The sequence below is a fragment of the Sphingosinicella microcystinivorans genome, from assembly GCF_027941835.1.
Taxonomy (GTDB): Bacteria; Pseudomonadota; Alphaproteobacteria; order Sphingomonadales; family Sphingomonadaceae; genus Sphingosinicella.
Genome location: NZ_CP116005.1, coordinates 1,525,459 through 1,541,083, shown reverse-complemented (window position 1 = coordinate 1,541,083; position 15,625 = coordinate 1,525,459). Strand labels below are relative to the sequence as shown.

Sequence of the window (15,625 nt, the reverse complement as noted above, 5' to 3'; positions counted from 1 at the left end):
CGTGTCGCCGGTCAACACTGGCGCTGCCCGGCCAGTCGATTATGGTCTCGCCACCAAGCGAAAAGGGGAATCATGCTGAAACTTATGCTTGCCGCCGCGCTGCTCGCGTCCGCCGCGCCGGCCGCCGCCGACACCAAGACCGCGCTCGCCCGCATCGACGCCGACCGCGCCGCCAACGAAGCCGCCGCGAAGGCGATCTGGAGCTTTGCCGAGGTGGGCTATCAGGAGACGCGCTCGTCGGCGCTGCTGCAAAGGCGGCTGAAGGAAGCAGGCTTCGACGTGAAGGCGGGCGTCGCGAACGCACCCACCGCTTTCACGGCGACGTGGACGAACGGCACGGGTCCCGTGATCGGCATCATCGGCGAGTTCGACGCGCTGCCCGGCCTCAGCCAGACCGCCGACCCCGCCAAGACCGTGCGCGCCGATGCCGCCGCCGGGCACGGCTGCGGGCATCACCTGTTCGGCGTCGCCTCCGCCTCCGCCGCCATCGCGGTCAGGGACTGGATGAAGGCGACCGGCACCAAGGGCACGATCCGCTTCTACGGCACGCCCGCCGAGGAAGGCGGCGCGGGCAAGGTCTACATGGTGCGGGACGGCCTGTTCGGCGACGTCGACATCGCGCTGCACTGGCATCCGGCGAGCGAGAACAGCGCCGACATCGCGACCTCGAACAGCAACAAGTCCGCCAAGTTCCGCTTCCGCGGCATCTCGGCGCACGCCGCGGGTGCGCCGGAGCGCGGCCGCTCGGCGCTCGACGGCGTCGAGGCCATGAACATGATGGCGAACATGATGCACGAGCACATGCCCGAGGAATCGCGGATGCACTACATCATCACGGCGGGCGGCAACGCGCCGAACGTGGTGCCGGACTTCGCCGAATCCTTCTACTACGTGCGCAACCCGGACGCGGAGGTGGTGCGCGAGACGTTCGAGCGGCTGGTGAAGGCCGCCGAGGGCGCCGCGATGGGCACCGGCACCACGGTCGATTACGAGGTGATCCACGGCGCGCTGCCGCTGCTCCCCAACCGCACGCTGCAAACGCTCGTCCACGCGAAGCTCGGCGAAGTCGGCGGCATCCTCTACACGCCCGAGGAAACCGCGTTCGCGCAGAAGATCATCCCGACGCTCGGGCAGACGAAGGCGAAGCTCGCGGACGCCGCGCTCGTGCAGCCCATGAAGGAGGACCACGGCGCGGGCTCGACCGACGTCGGCGACGTCTCGTGGACGGTGCCCACGGCGGGCTTCTCCACCGCGACATGGGTGCCCGGCACGCCCGCGCACAGCTGGCAGGCGGTCGCCGCGGGCGGCATGTCGATCGGCATGAAGGGGATGCAGAACGCCGCGAAGGTGCTGGCGCTGACCGCGATCGACCTGTTCCAGAAGCCGGAACTCATCGCGGCGGCAAAGGCCGAGTTCGAGGAACGCCGCGGCCCGGAATTCGTCTACCGCTCCCTCGTCGGCGACCGCACCCCGCCGCTCGATTACCGGAACGCACCGGGAAAGTAGGGCAACATTCCCTCTCCCGCCTGCGGGAGAGGGCGGGGCCCGCCGCGAAGCGGTGGGAGGGTGAGGGCAGCACCCTCACCAACTTCGCCGGCGGCCTCCGGCCAAGGCTCCGTATCCTCTCCCGCAAGCGGGAGAGGAGCATTAGATGCCGCCCATCTTCGAGATGATGCCCCACGCCTTGTCGTCGATCGGCATCACCGAAAGCCGCGACTGGCGGATGAGTGCGAGGTCCTTCAGGCGCTCGTCGGCCTTCAGCGCGGCAAGCGTCACCGGCGTCCGCAGCGGCTTCACCGCTTCGAGGTCGACGAGCCCGGACTTCTCGTCGTCGGGATCGGGATAGAACTCGCGCGCGACCTTCGTGATGCCGACGATCTCCTTGCCCTCCACCGAATGGTAGAAGAACACGAGGTCGCCTTTCTTCATCGCGCGCATGTTGCCGAGCGCCTGCGCGTTGCGCACGCCGTTCCAGTGCGTGCGTTTCGCCTTCACCTGATCGTCCCAGCTCCACTTGGTGGGCTCGGTCTTCACCAGCCAGTATGCCATGCTCAGCTATCCGCGTCCGGTTGCGCCTCGGGGCGAGCGTTAAGAAATGCCGGCAGCGTCATCAAGGCCTTGTCGATCTCCACGAGCGAGGGGAAGCGCGAAAGGTCGCTGCGCAGGCGGCGCGCGTTGTACATCTGCGGCGCGAGGCAGACGTCGGCGAGCGTCACCCGGTCCCCGAACAGGTACGGCCCGGCCGACCCTTCGGCGATCTCCTCGAGCGGCTGGAAGCCTTCGCCCACCCAGTGGCGATACCAGTCGTCGATCGCCTCCTGCGCCTGACCCATGCTCGCTTTCAGGTATTTCAGCACGCGCAGGTTGTTGATCGGGTGGATGTCGCACGCGATGATCTGCGCGGCGGCGCGGATGCGCGCGCGCTTCACCGGATCGGGATCGAGGAGCGGCGGCTCGGGACAGGTCTCGTCGAGGTATTCGATGATCGCAAGGCTCTGGTTGAGGCCGACGTCGCCGTCGATGAAATAGGGCACGAAGCCCTGCGGGTTCAGCAGCTTGAAGCCGACGCCGCCTTGCGCGCCCGTGCGCAGGTCGATGCCCTTGCTCTCGTAGTCGAGCCCCTTGAGGTTCAGCGCGATGCGGACCCGGTAGGACGCCGACGAGCGCCAGTACCCGTAGAGCGTGCGCGACATGTTTGCCCTTTTCAGCTTGCCAGTCGTGTCGCGTCGTAGCGGGCGCGCGCCTCGGCGACCAGTTCCTTTCTGGAAAGCTTGCCGATCATCGTCTTGGGCAGGGTTTCGCGAATCTCGACGGCGACGGCGCGTTCGTGCTTGCCGACGTGCGCGTTCAGATAATCGAGCAGCGCCTTCTCCGTCGCGTCGGCGCCCGGCTGCAACGTCACGAACGCCTTCGGCCGCTCGCCGAGATACGGGTCGGGCACGCCGATGACGATGGCTTCCTTCACCGCGTCGTTCTTGTAGAGCACGGCTTCGAGCTGGCTCGGAAACGCCTTGAAGCCGCCGACGACGATCATGTCCTTCAGCCGGTCGACGACGTAGACGTAGCCGTCCGCGTCGATGTAGCCAACGTCCCCGGTGCGCAGCCGCCCGTCGATGAAGGCCTCCTTCGTGGCCTCGTCCTTCTTCCAGTAGCCGCGCATGATCTGCGGACCCGCCACGGTGATCTCGCCCGGCTCGCCGTCCGGGGCGGGCTTCGACGGGTCCTCCTTGTCGACGATGACGATGCGCGTGCCGGGGATCGGCTGGCCGATGGAGCCGGGCTTGCCGCCCGTCTCGTAGGGGTTCACCGAGACGACGCCCGCGCTTTCGGTGAGGCCGTAGCCCTCCACCACCTTCGCCTGCGTCTTCGCCTCGAACCGGGTCTTGAGCTCGGCGGGCATCGGCGCGCCGCCCGAGATGCAGGCGCGGATCGAGGTGAGGTCGAACTTGGCGATCTTCGGGCTGTCGAGGAACGCCTGGTACATGGTCGGCACGCCGGGCAGCGCGGTGATGCGGCGGCGCTGGATCGTCTCCAGCGCAAGGCCCAGCTCGAACTTCGGCAGCAGCACCATCTCGCCGCCGCGCAGCACCGTGCGGTTGAGCACGCAGGTGTTCGCGAACACGTGGAACAGCGGCAGCGCGCCGAGGATGCGGTCCTCGACGTCCGGCTCGGGGTCGATCGCCTGCACCTGCTGCGCGTTGATCGAGAGGTTGGCGTGGGTGAGCACGGCACCCTTCGGCGTGCCCGTGGTGCCGCCGGTGTATTGCAGGAGCGCGATATCGCCGTGGACGTCGATCTCGGGCGCGTCCTCCAGCCCGTCGTTCTCCAGCAGGCTCGGGAAGCGGATGTGCCGCAGGTCCGCCTTCACCTTCGAACGCTCGCGGCGCTTGAACATGCGGTAGAGCAGCGCCTTGCCGGCGGGCAGCACGTCCGCGAGCGAGCCGACGACGAGGCAGCGCAGGCGCGAGCTTTCCAGCACCTCGGCGATCGTCGGGTAGAGCTGCGCGACGTCGAGGCAGACCATGATGTCGGTCTCGCTGTCCTCCACCTGGTGGCGAAGCTCGTCCGCCGTGTAGAGCGGCGAGAAGTTCACCGCCGTGCCGCCCGCCTTCATGATCGCATAGTAGGCGATCACGTACTGCGGGCAGTTCGGCAGGAAGAGCCCGACCTTGATGCCGCGCCGCACGCCGAGGATCTGGAAGCCGCGCGCGGCCTTGTCCACCGCCCCGGCGATCTCGGCATAGGTGGTGATGCGCCCGAGGAAGTCGATGCAGGCGGCGTCCGGCGCGCGCGCGGCGGCATCCTCGATCAGCCTGTGCACGGGCATCGGCTCCAGCGCGAGGTCCCACGGCACGGGGTGTCCGTAGGTCTGCATCCAGTCCGCGCCGCCCGGCATCCGTCTCTCCCGCAATGCGTTTTGCGCGACTATAGCGCCCGTGTCTGAACTTTCGCTGAAAATCCCGGGAATTGGAGGCCGGTGAGCCGTGCGAGGTCGGCGAGCGCTTGGCGCTCGTCCGTCACCTTGATCGCCGCCATGCCCATCGCGGCGGCGGGCTTGCAGTTGATGCCGAGGTCGTCGAGGTAGACGCAGGCCTCCGGCGCCACGCCGAGCGCGTCGCACATCATGCGGTAGATGCGCGGATCGGGCTTGCGGACGCCGACCTTGGCGCTTTCGATGACATACTCGAACCGCGCGAGGATCGCCGCGACGGCGGCCGCCTTTTCGGCATCGGCGGCCATGCCCGCGCCGCGCCCGACCTTGGCGTTGTTGGTGATGCAGCCGATCCTGAGGCCCGCGGCCTTCAGCGTGTCGAGCGCCGCGACCATCGCCGGGCGGATGTCGCCCGCCAGCAGCGACAGCACGTCGCGCCCCGCGATCCGGTGCCCGAGCGCCGCTGCTTCCTCCGCGAACAGCGCGTTGAAGGCGTCGGCGTCGATCTCGCTGCGTTCGAGCCGCGCCCAGGCGTTGCCGTCCGGGTTCGCGGCGTTGACGCGCCGGATCGTGTCCTTCGGCAGCCCGCGCCCGGCCTCGTAGCGGTTGAACGCCTCGAACGGCGACGAGGTGATGACCCCGCCGAAATCCCAGAGCACCGCCTTCACCTCAGGCCGCACGATACCAGTCCACGCCGTCCGTCCGCGTGCGCACGGCCCGGCCGCGCCGCTCGAGGTAATGCAGGTGCGCCAGCGTCTCGCCGGTCGCCATCATGATCTCGTCGTCGCCGATCGGGCGGCGGAACAGCACCTCGAAGCAGTCGTAGGCGCGCTTCGGGACGGCGACGAACGCCTCCAGCGCGTCGAGCTTGCGGTGATGGTCGGCCTCGAGCTGGTTGAGGCGCGCGTGCAGCCCCCGGAACGGCTCGTTGTGCGCAGGGAGCACGTAGAGATCATGGTCGAGCGCGCGCAGCTTCTCGATGCTGGCGAGCCAGTCGCCGAGCGGATCGGCCTCGGGCTCGGTCGGATAGACCGAGACGTTGGAGGTGATGCGCGGCAGCACCTGGTCGCCCGCCAGCATCAGCCCGTCGTCGTCGGTGACGAGGCAGGCGTGTTCCGGCGTATGGCCGCGCCCGACGACCACCCGCCATGCCCGGCCGCCGATACGCAGCACGTCGCCCTCGGCAAGGCGCAGGAAGCTCGGGGGCAGGCGCGACACCGCGCTCGCGAAGCGGCCCCAGCCGCGCGTGCGCAGCGCCTCCAGCGACGCCTCCGGCCAGCCCGCAGCGCGGTAGAAATCCATCACCTGCTCCGGCGGCGCCTCCGCGACGTCGAGCGCCAGCATCCGCGCCATCAGATATTCGGTGCGCGCCATCACCAGCGGCGCGCCGGTCTTGTAGGTGAGCCAGCCGGCGAGCCCGAGATGGTCGGGATGGTAGTGCGTGACGATGACGCGGCGGACCGGTTTCCCCGCGAGCGGACCGGCGAGCAGGGCGCGCCACACCGCCTTGCCGTCCGCGGTGTTGAGCCCCGTGTCGACGATCGCCCAGCCGTCCCCGTCGTCCAGCACCCAGAGGTTGATGTGGTCGAGGCTCATCGGCAGCGGCATCCGCAGCCAGAACACGCCCGGCGCGACCTCGTGCAGCTTGCCCGCGGGCGGCACCCAGCGGCCGAGCGGATAGAACAGCCCGCGCCGCTCCTCGCCTTCGTCGGGCGGGAACGCGTGGTCCGCGAGCGATGCGTCGCCGATGGAGCCGGCAGCGGTGCCGCCTGTGGTGCCTGTCGTCATGACCGCACCGGCTTAGGCCCCGCGGCACGCCGCATCGACCTCACGGAAACGTCAGTCCTGATCGGCTTCGTCCAGCGCGTCCTGCGCGGCGCGGGCGGCCTCGGCGCGTTCCTTGCGGAGCTCTTCCAGAAGCTCGTCGCGGTCGTGGTCGAAGGTCACGTCGACGCGCTCGATGCCCGCCTTCTTCGCGGCGAGCGCGACGAGCGCATCGAGCTCGCGCTGCGAGCAGAGGCCGAGCGTCACCGGGTCCTTCGGCGTGATGTTCTGGATGTTCCAGTGCGTCTTGTCGCGGATCGCCGAGATCGTCGTCTTGGTCGTGCCGATGATGCGCGAGATCTGCGCGTCGGTGATCTCCGGGTGGTTGCGCACGATCCACGCGATGCCGTCCGGCTTGTCCTGCCGCTTCGACACGGGCGTGTAGCGCGGCCCCTTGGTGCGGCGCTGCTGCTCCGGCCCCTTCTGGAGGACGAGGCGGTGGGAAGGGTCGGCCTGCCCCTTGTCGAGCTCGGCCTGCGTCAGGTCGCCGGCGCGCACCGGATCGCGCGGGATGTGCCGCGCGGACGCCGTCTCGTCGGCGATCGCCTGCACCTCGAGCACGTGCAGCCCGCAGAAATCGGCGATCTGCGAAAAGGTGAGCGCGGTGTTGTCGACCAGCCAGGCGGCGGTCGCGTGCGGCATCAGCGGGTAGTTCTGGGCCATGACGGATGCGCCTTTTCCCGAAAGAGCGAATGAAAAGGGCCGCCCTTTGGGGGGCGGCCGGTACGTCGGAACTATAGGCACGCCTCAGGCCGCGATCAAGGGATTTAGCGGCACGAGCGCGCGCCGGAACTCGGCGGCGGCGCGTTCCCAGCTGAAACTCCGCCCATAGGCGGCGCACGCTGCACGATCCTTTCCGAGCGCCCCGGCGATGGCCGCGCCGAGGTCCTCGTCGAGGCAGCCCGTCTCCGGCGTCACGATGTCGATCGGCCCCTGCACCGGATACGCCGCCACCGGCAGGCCGGAGGCGAGCGCCTCGATCAGCACCATGCCGAACGTGTCGGTGCGGCTGGGGAACACGAACACGTCCGCGCCCGCATAGGCGGCGGCGAGCGCCGCGCCCTTGAGGGCGCCGAGGAAGATCACGTCCGGGAACCGCCGTTCGAGCGGCTTTCGCGCCGGGCCGTCCCCCACGACGACGCGCGTCCCCGGATGGCGGGTGGCGAGGAACGCCTCGATGTTCTTCTCCACCGCGACGCGCCCGACATAGAGCTGGATGGGCCGCGGCAGCGCCGCATAGGCGGCATGCGGCGGGCTGTCCGCCGAGAAGTTCGCAAGATCGACGCCGCGCCCGAACGGCATGGTGGGGCCGATGCCCTGCGCGGCAAGCTGCTCCCGAAGGCTCGGCGTCGCGGCGAGCACGCTCGCAGCGGGGCCGTGGAACCAGCGCTCGTACCGCCAGAACCACGCCGCCGGAAGGCCGGTGCGCGCCGACACGTAGTCCGGGAAATGCGTATGATAGGCGGTCGTGAACGGAAAGCGCGCGCGCAGGCACCAGCGCCGCGCGGCGAGCCCGAGCGGGCCTTCCGTGGCGACATGGATGGCATCGGGAGCGAACGCGCCGAGACGCCGCCCGACCTGCCCGGACGTAGCGAACGCCAGCCGGATTTCGCCGTAGCCGGGGCAGGGCAGCGACGGCCACGCATCGGGCGAAAGCACCAGCACGTCATGCCCGGCGCGCTCCAGCTCGCCGCGCACCATCTGGAGCGTGCGCACGACGCCGTTCACCTGCGGCTCCCACGCGTCGGTGACGATGGCTATGCGCATTGGGCCCGTATCGCGGTCGTGCGCCCGCGCCGCATCCGCTCCACCCGGTTCAAGCCGCGTCCGCCTGCACGAGCGGAAGCACGCGCCCGTTCACCTCGTCGGCCCAGTGCAGGATCTCCATCTCGCCCGTGAAGTGCTCGACGAGCGCGGTGCAGCCTTCCACCCAGTCGCCGTCGTTGTAGTAGACGACGTCGCCGAACTGCCGCGTCTCCGCCGTGTGGATGTGGCCGCAGACGACGCCGTCGAGCCGACGGTCGCCGGCGGCCTTCGCCACCGCCTCCTCGAAGCGGCTGATGAACTCCACCGCGTTCTTCACCTTGTGCTTGGCGTGCTTGGAAAGCGACCAGTAGGGCATCCCGAAGCGCGCGCGCACCTTGTTGACGAGCGTGTTCAGCTTCATCATCATTTCGTAGGCGGCGTCGCCGAGGAACGCGAGCCAGCGCGCGTAGAGCACCACGGCGTCGAACTCGTCGCCGTGCAGCACGAGCAGGCGGCGGCCGTCCGCCGTCTCGTGGATCGCCTTCGAGCGAATCTCGACGCCGCCGAAGCTGAGGCCCGTGAACTGGCGGAACACCTCGTCGTGGTTGCCCGGAATGTAGATGACGCGCGTGCCGCGCTTGGCGCGCTTCAGCAGGCGCCAGACGATGTCGTTGTGCTTGGCGGGCCAGTACCAGCTCTTCTTCAGCCGCCAGCCGTCGATGATGTCGCCGACGAGGTAGAGCGTGTCGGAATCGACGCTGTCGAGGAAGTCGATGAGCAGGTCGGCGTTGCAGCCGCGCGTGCCGAGGTGCACGTCCGAAATCCAGATCGTGCGGTAACGGCGGCGGTCGCTCCTCCGCACCTCGGGCTCGCTCGGCCGAAGCGATGCGACGCGTTCGGCGAAGTCGTCCGGCGCAGACATGTTCAAGTCGACCTCCACTGGCGGACTGCTGCTTGCGCGCCAGCGTATCGCGCCTTTGCGTTACGCTTTGCGGGCCGAATTATGAAGGTTTTGCGCGAGTCGCGCCGGAATCAAGCCCTGGAATCCACCCTTGGCGATGGCGTCTTTGTAAGCCAACACCTTACAAATCGTTTGCAACATGTAAGGTGATAGCTTACATTCCCGTATGATCAGGAGTTACCGCAGCAAACCGCTCCGCAGATTTGCGGAGGAGGGGAACGCCTCGAAACTGCCGGTTGCGAATACAGACCGGGTCAGGCGCATTCTTGCAGCGCTCGAGGCCGCGGTCACACCGGAGGAAATGAACCTGCCCGGCTATCGGTTTCATGGCTTGCAGGGGAAGCCCAGGCGATATGCGGTCGACGCGAGCGGAAACTACCGGATCACATTCGGCTTCGACGGCACCGACGCCGTAGATGTCGATATCGAAGACTATCATTGACCTGAAAGGAGGTTCAGCCATGCCGATGAAGGGGCTTCGTCCCACGCACCCCGGCGAAATCCTGCGCGAAGACGTGCTCCCCGCACTGGGCAAGTCGAAAACGGAGATCGCGTCGCTCCTCGGTATTTCGCGGCCGACGCTGTACGATATCCTCGGCGAACGTCAGCCGATCACACCGCACACTGCATTGCGGCTCGGCAAGCTGCTCGGGAACGGCGGAGGCTTCTGGCTTCGTATGCAGGCCGCCTATGATCTTGCCGTCGAAGGTGAGGCAATCGCCGCGGAGATCGAGCGCATTCCGACACTGGCGGCCTGACGCCTGCCGGGATCGCAGCGCAAGCGATCCGTGCAACGCGCAGCCGGGCGGTTTTCAGGACTCGATCCGGATATGCCCCGGCAGCCCGGCGACACGCGCGAGCCAGCCCTGTACGCGCGGATAGGCGGCAAGGTCGAACGCGCCGCCTTCCTCGCAGACGTGCGTGTAGGCATAGAGCGCGATGTCGGCGAGGCTTAGGCTGTTCCCGACGAACCATTGGCGGTGCGTCAGGTGCGCGTCCATGAGCTTCAGCGCCGCCTCGCCGGCCGCGCGCTTGCCGTCGATCTGCGCGCGCTGCGCGTCCGGCAGGTTCTCACGCCCGACATAGGCGAGCCAGAAGCGCAGCGTCGCGATGTTCGGCTCGTGGTTGTACTGTTCCCAGAACATCCAGCGCAGCATGTCCGCCTCGTCCCAGCGGTCCGCGGGGATCAGCGCCGACCCCTTGGCGAGCCAGAAGATCGCCGCGTTCGATTCCGGCAAATATCGCTCGCCGACCTGGAGCACCGGCACCCGGCCGTTCGCGTTCACGGTCGCGAGATAATCCGGCGTGCGCGTCTCGCCCTTGCGGATGTCGTAGAGTTTTCTTTCCAGCGGAAAGCCGAGATGCGCCGCGGTCAGGCGGATCTTGTAGCAGTTCCCCGAAACCGGGTCTTCATGCAGCGTCAGCCTGTCCATGCGGAATCTCCAGAACCACCTTGCCGACATGCGCGCCGGATTCGAGGTAGCGATGCGCGTCCGCCGCGGCCTCCAGCGGGAACACGCGGTCGACGACGGCCTTGAGGCCGCCGCTCGCGAACAGCGGCCAGACATCGGCGGCAAGGCTGTCGGCGAGCAGCGACTTGTATTCGACGCTGCGCGGACGCAGCATCGAGCCGGTCAGGATCAGCCCCTTGCGCATCACCGCGCCGAGATCGAGCTCGCCCGTCATCCCGCGCTGGAACGCGATGGAGACGTGCCGCCCGCTTTCGCCGAGGCATTTGACGTTGCGCGCGAGATAGTCTCCGCCCACCATGTCGAGCACGAGGTTGACGCCGCGCCCGCCGGTGATCGCCGTCACTTCGTCGACGAAATCCTGCGCCTTGTAGTCGATCGCGTGATCGGCGCCGAGCGCCAGCGCCGCCGCGCATTTCTCCGCGCTGCCGCAGGTGACGATCGAGGTCAGCCCGAACGCCTTGCAGAGCAGGATCGCGGTGACGCCGATGCCGCTTGTGCCGCCGTGGATGAGCGCCGTCTCGCCCGGCGCGCCGTAGCCGCGCTCGAAGAGGTTCGACCAGACGGTGAAATAGGTCTCGGGAAGGCTCGCCGCCTCCACGAGCGAAAGCCCCTCGGGCACCGGCAGGCACTGGCCTTCGGGCACCGTGCAATACTGCGCGTAGCCGCCGCCCGCGACGAGCGCACAGACCTGCTGGCCGACCTGCCAGCGCCCCGCGCCGCTGCCCGCCGCGACGATCTCGCCCGCGATCTCGAGGCCCGGGATCGAGGGCGCGCCGGGCGGCATCGGATAGAGGCCGAGGCGTTGCAGCACGTCCGGCCGGTTCACGCCCGCGGCGGCGACCTTCACCAGCACCTCGCCGTCCTTCGGCGCGGGCACCGGGCGGCGGACGGGGACGAGGACCTCGGGCCCGCCGGGGCCTTCGGGGTCTATCGCGATCATGTCCACTGGAAACCCGGCCATGACGTCACCCCTCCCCCTTGTTCGCGGCGCCCCTCTAGCGCAGATTGCGCGGCCACTCCAGATACCGGTTAACCTTATGGACGACGATTTTCTGCCGAAAACGAAAGACGATCCGCTGACCGCGCTCACGCGGCAGGATCTCGGGCCGCTGTCGCAGGACGAACTCGGGGCGCGCATCGCCGCGCTCGAGGCCGAGATCGGGCGGACGCGCGCGCACCTTGCCGAGGCCGGCAGCGTCAAGTCCGCCGCAGAGGCGCTTTTCGCCCGGAAATAGCCGCCTCTCACAAGTCACGGGATGCGCGCGCGGCCTCTGCGGCACATGCTTCGTGCAAACATTGCGGGAGGGTGTCTTGAACTTCGATTTCTCGGACGACGCCAAGGCGCTCAGCGAGTCCGCCCGGCGTATGCTGGCAGCGCACGCGGGGCCGGAGGCGGCGCGGCGCATCATGGAGTCGGACGCGCCCTACGACGCGGCGCTGTGGCGGCAGGTCGTCGACCTCGGCCTCACCGCCGCGCGCGTGCCGGAGGCGCACGGCGGCGTCGGCCTGTCGCCCGAGGAAAGCTGCGTGCTCGCCGAGGAATTCGGCCGCAGCCTCGCGCCCGTGCCGTTCCTCTCGACGCTGCTTGCCACGGAAGCGCTGCTACTCGCCGGCAGCGAGGCCCAGCAGGCAAAGCACCTGCCCGGCATCGCGGACGGCAGCACCATCGCCTGCCACGCGTGGGGCGAAGGCGCGAATTCGCCCGCGGCCATGCCCGCGACGCGCGCCGAGGGCGGCAGGCTCACCGGCGCCAAGTCGCCGGTCGCCGATGCGCTCGCGGCCAGCCTCGCGGTCGTGACCGCCGCAGGAGAGGACGGCCCGGCGCTCTGGCTCGTCGACCTGAAGGACGCCGCCGTCGCCCCCGCCGCGACGCTCGACCTCGTCCGCAAGCACGGCACGATCACGCTTTCCGGCACCCCCGCCGAGCCGCTCGGCACGCCCGCCGACTACCAGCGCTTCCTCGACCGCGCCGCCGTGATCCTCGCCTTCGAGGCGATCGGCACCGCCGGGGCGGCGATGGAGACGGCGGTCGCCTACGCGAAGGACCGCGTCGCCTTCGGCCAGCGCATTGGCCGCTATCAGGGCGTCAAGCACAAGTGCGCCGACATGTACATCAAGCTGGAGCTCGCCCGCGCGCACGCGCTCTACGGCGCATGGGCCTTCGCGGCGGACGCGGACGAGCTTCGCCACGCCGCCGCCGCCGCGCGCGCCGCGAGCCTCGACGCGGTGCGCTTCGCCGCCGAGGAAAACGTGCAGCTTCACGGCGGCATCGGCTTCACGTGGGAGTCGGACTGCCAGTTCTACTACCGCCGCGCCCGGCAGATTTCCGCCGCGCTCGGCAACCGCGCGTTCTGGGCGGACCGGCTGGTGCGCGCGCTCGAGCAGCGCAACCGCGCCGCGGCCTGAGGGAGACGAGACATGGATTTCAACGACACTCCGCAGGAAGCCGAATACCGCAACAGAGCCCGCGCGTGGATCGCCGAGGCCACCAGGGCCTACGAGGGCCTCGCCGAGCCGAAATCGCAGGACGAGTACGTCGCCCGCCAGAAGAGCTGGCAGAAGAAGAAGTACGAGGCGGGCTACGCGGGCCTCACATGGCCGAAGGCGTTCGGCGGGCAGGGCCTCGGGCCGATGAACGCCATCATCTTCGGGCAGGAGGAAGGCCGCTCCGCCGCGCCCACCGGCCTCTATTCGATCGGCCTCGGCATGTGCATCCCCACCGTGTTCACGCACGGCACGAAGGAGGTGATCGAACGCTTCGTGCCGAAGGCTCTCGACGGCAGCGAGGTCTGGTGCCAGCTCTTCTCCGAGCCCGTCGCCGGCTCCGACCTCGCGGGCATCCGCACCAAGGCGGTACGCGACGGCGACGACTGGATCATCACCGGCCAGAAGGTGTGGACGACCTTCGCGCACCTTTCCGATTACGGCATCATCGTCACGCGCACCGATCCCGCCGCGCCCAAGCACAAGGGCCTCACCATGTTCATCGTGGACATGCACGCCCCCGGCGTCGAGGCGCGGCCGCTGAGGCAGATGTCGGGCAGCGCCGATTTCAACGAGGTGTTCTTCGACGGCGTGCGCGTGCCCGACGCATGGCGGCTGGGCGCGGTGGGGGACGGCTGGAAGGCCGCGCTCACCACGCTGATGAACGAGCGCCTCGCCGTCGGCGGCAAGCCGCAGAGCGCCCCCGGCTGGCGCACGCTGATGGACCTCGCGAGAGGCATCGACACCGGGCAGGGCCCGGCGATCGAGCGCATGGACGTGCGTGGGCGCATCGCCGACAGCTACATCGCCGACGAGGGCGTGAAGCTCACGCAGATGCGCGCGCTGTCCGCGCTGTCGCAGGGTAAGGCGCCGGGGCCGGAGCAATCCATCGCCAAGGTCGTCGTCGCCAGGACCATGCAGGACATGGCTGCCTTCGCGCTCGACCTCGCCGAAGGCGAAGGCTTCGCGGCGGGCGCGAAGGACGGCGACCTTGGGCGCCTGCAAGGCGCCTACATGTGGTCGGCGGGCCTCCGCATCGCGGGCGGCACGGACGAGATCTTGCGCAACATCATCGCCGAGCGCGTGCTCGGCCTGCCGGGCGACCTCAGGCCGGACAAGGACACGCCGTTCAACGAGATCGTGCCGTTGTAGCACGCCCGCCCTTGGCAGCGGCCCCTCCCGCTGCCACATGGGGCACATGGACATGAAGGCTGCCATCGACGCCGCGCCCTACGGCGCCAGCGAGCGCGTGTCGCCGCTCGTCCGCCGCGTGCTGGCGCGGAACCCGAGTCCGTTCACCTTCCTCGGCACGGGCACCTACATCGTCGGGAACGGCAAGGTCGCGGTGATCGACCCCGGCCCCGACGAGGGCGACCATCTGGACGCGATCCTCGCCGCCACGAAGGGCGAGACGATCAGCCACATCTTCGTCACCCACACGCACCGCGACCACAGCCCGCTCGCCGTGCGGCTGAAGGCGGAAACCGGCGCGCGCGTGCTCGGCTGCGCGCCGCTGGCGCTGGAGGACGACGGCCCGCGCACCGACGCCGCCTTCGACACCACCTACGCGCCCGACGCGGTGCTCGCGCACGGCGCGGTCGTCCCCGGCGGCGCGTGGGCGGACGGCGGCTGGACGCTGGAGGCGGTGCACACCCCCGGCCACACCTCGAACCACCTCTGCTTCGCGCTCCACGAGGAGAAGGCGCTGTTCACCGGCGACCACGTGATGGGCTGGTCGACGAGCGTCGTGACCCCGCCGGACGGCGACATGCGCGACTACATGAACAGCCTGAAGCTGCTGCAAGGCCGCGACGACCGCATCTACTACCCGACGCACGGCGAGCCCGTCACCGAGCCGCAGCGGCTGGTGCGCGGCTACATCGCGCATCGCCGCCAGCGCGAGGGGCAGATCCTGCGCCTGCTCGACTCCGGGCCGAAGGCGATCCCCGACCTCGTCGCGAGCATGTACGCCGCCGTCGATCCCCGCCTGCACCCGGCGGCGGGCCGCTCGGTGCTCGCCCACCTCATCGACCTCGAGACGCGCGGCGTGGTCAGCGCGGCCGGAGACCTCTGGGAGAAGGCCGCGTGAAGACCGTCCTGACGCTCCTCGCCGGGCTCATCATCGGCGCCCTCGCCGTATGGTTCGTCGGCCGCGCCGAGAAACCGGCCGACGCGCAGTCGGTCGCCGCCGCCAGCCTCGATACCATCCGCGCGCAGAACAGGCTCACCGTGTTCGCCGGGCGTTTCACCGTTGCGGTGACGACGCGCGTCCAGAAGCTCGGCCTGTCGGCGGAAAAGACGCTGATCGTCCCCGCCACCGTCCGCTACGACATCGACTATTCGAAGCTCGGCCGCGACGACATCGCGTGGGACGCGGACGCGCGCGTCATGACCGTGCGGCTTCCCGACATCGAGATCGACGAGCCGCAGGTCGACATGGCGAACATCCGCGAGTACGGCGGCGGCACGATCCTGATGGCGCTCGGCAACGCCGAGGAGGTCATCGACGCCGCCAACCGCGGCAAGATCAGGACCGCCGTGCTCAAGGAGGCCGACACCGCGCTCCTGAGGGAGCTTGCGCGCCGCTCGGCGCGCAGCGCCGTCGAGCGCGGCATCGCGCTGCCGCTGAAGGCGGCCGGAATCGACGCCCGCGTCATCGTCCGTTTCCCGGACGAGAGCGGCTACGGACTTTAGGAGCATCGAAAA

At 69.2% G+C, this 15,625-nt stretch carries 18 protein-coding genes; 8 read left to right on the top strand and 10 right to left on the bottom strand.

Annotated elements, in window-relative coordinates; translation table 11 throughout:
* The first annotated feature begins 72 nt into the window (after positions 1-72).
* On the top strand, positions 73-1,506 hold the full coding sequence (locus PE061_RS07555; RefSeq protein ID WP_271258485.1) for an amidohydrolase: 1,434 nt from the start codon (positions 73-75) through the stop codon (positions 1,504-1,506).
* 141 nt (positions 1,507-1,647) lie between these two features.
* Here the strand turns inward: PE061_RS07555 and PE061_RS07550 are convergent, their stop codons facing one another.
* The 8 genes from PE061_RS07550 to PE061_RS07515 form a co-directional block, all read right to left on the bottom strand.
* Positions 1,648-2,049 (bottom strand): EVE domain-containing protein, encoded by a 402-nt coding sequence (locus PE061_RS07550; RefSeq protein ID WP_271258484.1) that lies wholly within the window; start codon positions 2,047-2,049, stop codon positions 1,648-1,650.
* A 2-nt stretch (positions 2,050-2,051) separates the two neighbouring features.
* Positions 2,052-2,693 (bottom strand): maleylacetoacetate isomerase, encoded by a 642-nt coding sequence (maiA, locus tag PE061_RS07545; protein WP_271258483.1) that lies wholly within the window; start codon positions 2,691-2,693, stop codon positions 2,052-2,054.
* An 11-nt stretch (positions 2,694-2,704) separates the two neighbouring features.
* Complete coding sequence (locus tag PE061_RS07540) at positions 2,705-4,396, bottom strand: long-chain-fatty-acid--CoA ligase (protein WP_271258482.1); 1,692 nt, start codon at positions 4,394-4,396, stop codon at positions 2,705-2,707.
* 29 nt (positions 4,397-4,425) lie between these two features.
* On the bottom strand, positions 4,426-5,112 hold the full coding sequence (locus tag PE061_RS07535; protein ID WP_271258481.1) for an HAD-IA family hydrolase: 687 nt from the start codon (positions 5,110-5,112) through the stop codon (positions 4,426-4,428).
* Positions 5,102-6,220: an MBL fold metallo-hydrolase gene (locus tag PE061_RS07530; protein ID WP_271258480.1), complete on the bottom strand. Its 1,119-nt coding sequence runs from the start codon at positions 6,218-6,220 to the stop codon at positions 5,102-5,104. Before PE061_RS07530 ends, PE061_RS07535 begins: the two co-directional genes overlap by 11 nt.
* A gap of 51 nt (positions 6,221-6,271) precedes the next feature.
* On the bottom strand, positions 6,272-6,898 hold the full coding sequence (locus PE061_RS07525; RefSeq protein WP_271259152.1) for a DUF1013 domain-containing protein: 627 nt from the start codon (positions 6,896-6,898) through the stop codon (positions 6,272-6,274).
* Between the two features lie 105 nt (positions 6,899-7,003).
* The gene (locus PE061_RS07520; RefSeq protein ID WP_271258479.1) at positions 7,004-8,023 is read right to left on the bottom strand and encodes a glycosyltransferase family 4 protein; all 1,020 of its coding nucleotides are present in this window, start codon (positions 8,021-8,023) and stop codon (positions 7,004-7,006) included.
* 49 nt (positions 8,024-8,072) lie between these two features.
* On the bottom strand, positions 8,073-8,924 hold the full coding sequence (locus tag PE061_RS07515) for a UDP-2,3-diacylglucosamine diphosphatase (protein WP_271259151.1): 852 nt from the start codon (positions 8,922-8,924) through the stop codon (positions 8,073-8,075).
* Positions 8,925-9,129: 205 nt separating this feature from the next.
* On the opposite strand from PE061_RS07515, the gene PE061_RS07510 reads away from it, so the two are divergent.
* Together PE061_RS07510 and PE061_RS07505 are read left to right on the top strand one after the other, a co-directional pair.
* Positions 9,130-9,405 carry a type II toxin-antitoxin system RelE/ParE family toxin gene (locus tag PE061_RS07510; protein ID WP_271258478.1) on the top strand — a complete coding sequence of 92 codons (276 nt, stop codon included), beginning with the start codon at positions 9,130-9,132 and terminating at the stop codon, positions 9,403-9,405.
* Positions 9,406-9,424: 19 nt separating this feature from the next.
* Entirely contained in the window at positions 9,425-9,721 is a 297-nt protein-coding gene (locus PE061_RS07505) for a HigA family addiction module antitoxin (RefSeq protein ID WP_271258477.1), read from the top strand.
* Positions 9,722-9,775: 54 nt separating this feature from the next.
* Here the strand turns inward: PE061_RS07505 and PE061_RS07500 are convergent, their stop codons facing one another.
* Positions 9,776-10,396, bottom strand: coding sequence for a glutathione S-transferase family protein (locus PE061_RS07500; RefSeq protein WP_271258476.1), 621 nt, complete (start codon positions 10,394-10,396; stop codon positions 9,776-9,778).
* Positions 10,374-11,396 (bottom strand): NAD(P)H-quinone oxidoreductase, encoded by a 1,023-nt coding sequence (locus PE061_RS07495; protein ID WP_271258475.1) that lies wholly within the window; start codon positions 11,394-11,396, stop codon positions 10,374-10,376. The genes PE061_RS07500 and PE061_RS07495 overlap by 23 nt, the downstream gene beginning before the upstream one ends.
* 76 nt (positions 11,397-11,472) lie before the next feature.
* Here PE061_RS07495 and PE061_RS07490 point away from each other — a divergent pair, with 76 nt between their 5' ends.
* The 5 genes from PE061_RS07490 (at position 11,473) to PE061_RS07470 (ending at position 15,613) form a co-directional block, all read left to right on the top strand.
* Positions 11,473-11,670, top strand: coding sequence for a DUF1192 domain-containing protein (locus PE061_RS07490; protein ID WP_271258474.1), 198 nt, complete (start codon positions 11,473-11,475; stop codon positions 11,668-11,670).
* A gap of 76 nt (positions 11,671-11,746) precedes the next feature.
* The gene (locus PE061_RS07485) at positions 11,747-12,841 is read left to right on the top strand and encodes an acyl-CoA dehydrogenase family protein (protein ID WP_271258473.1); all 1,095 of its coding nucleotides are present in this window, start codon (positions 11,747-11,749) and stop codon (positions 12,839-12,841) included.
* Positions 12,842-12,853: 12 nt separating this feature from the next.
* A complete protein-coding gene (locus tag PE061_RS07480) occupies positions 12,854-14,071 on the top strand; it encodes an acyl-CoA dehydrogenase family protein (RefSeq protein WP_271258472.1) in 1,218 nt (405 codons plus the stop codon).
* A 52-nt stretch (positions 14,072-14,123) separates the two neighbouring features.
* Positions 14,124-15,008 (top strand): MBL fold metallo-hydrolase, encoded by an 885-nt coding sequence (locus PE061_RS07475; protein WP_420794377.1) that lies wholly within the window; start codon positions 14,124-14,126, stop codon positions 15,006-15,008.
* The gene (locus tag PE061_RS07470) at positions 15,005-15,613 is read left to right on the top strand and encodes a DUF4230 domain-containing protein (RefSeq protein WP_271258470.1); all 609 of its coding nucleotides are present in this window, start codon (positions 15,005-15,007) and stop codon (positions 15,611-15,613) included. The genes PE061_RS07475 and PE061_RS07470 overlap by 4 nt, the downstream gene beginning before the upstream one ends.
* The last annotated feature ends 12 nt before the right edge of the window (positions 15,614-15,625 follow it).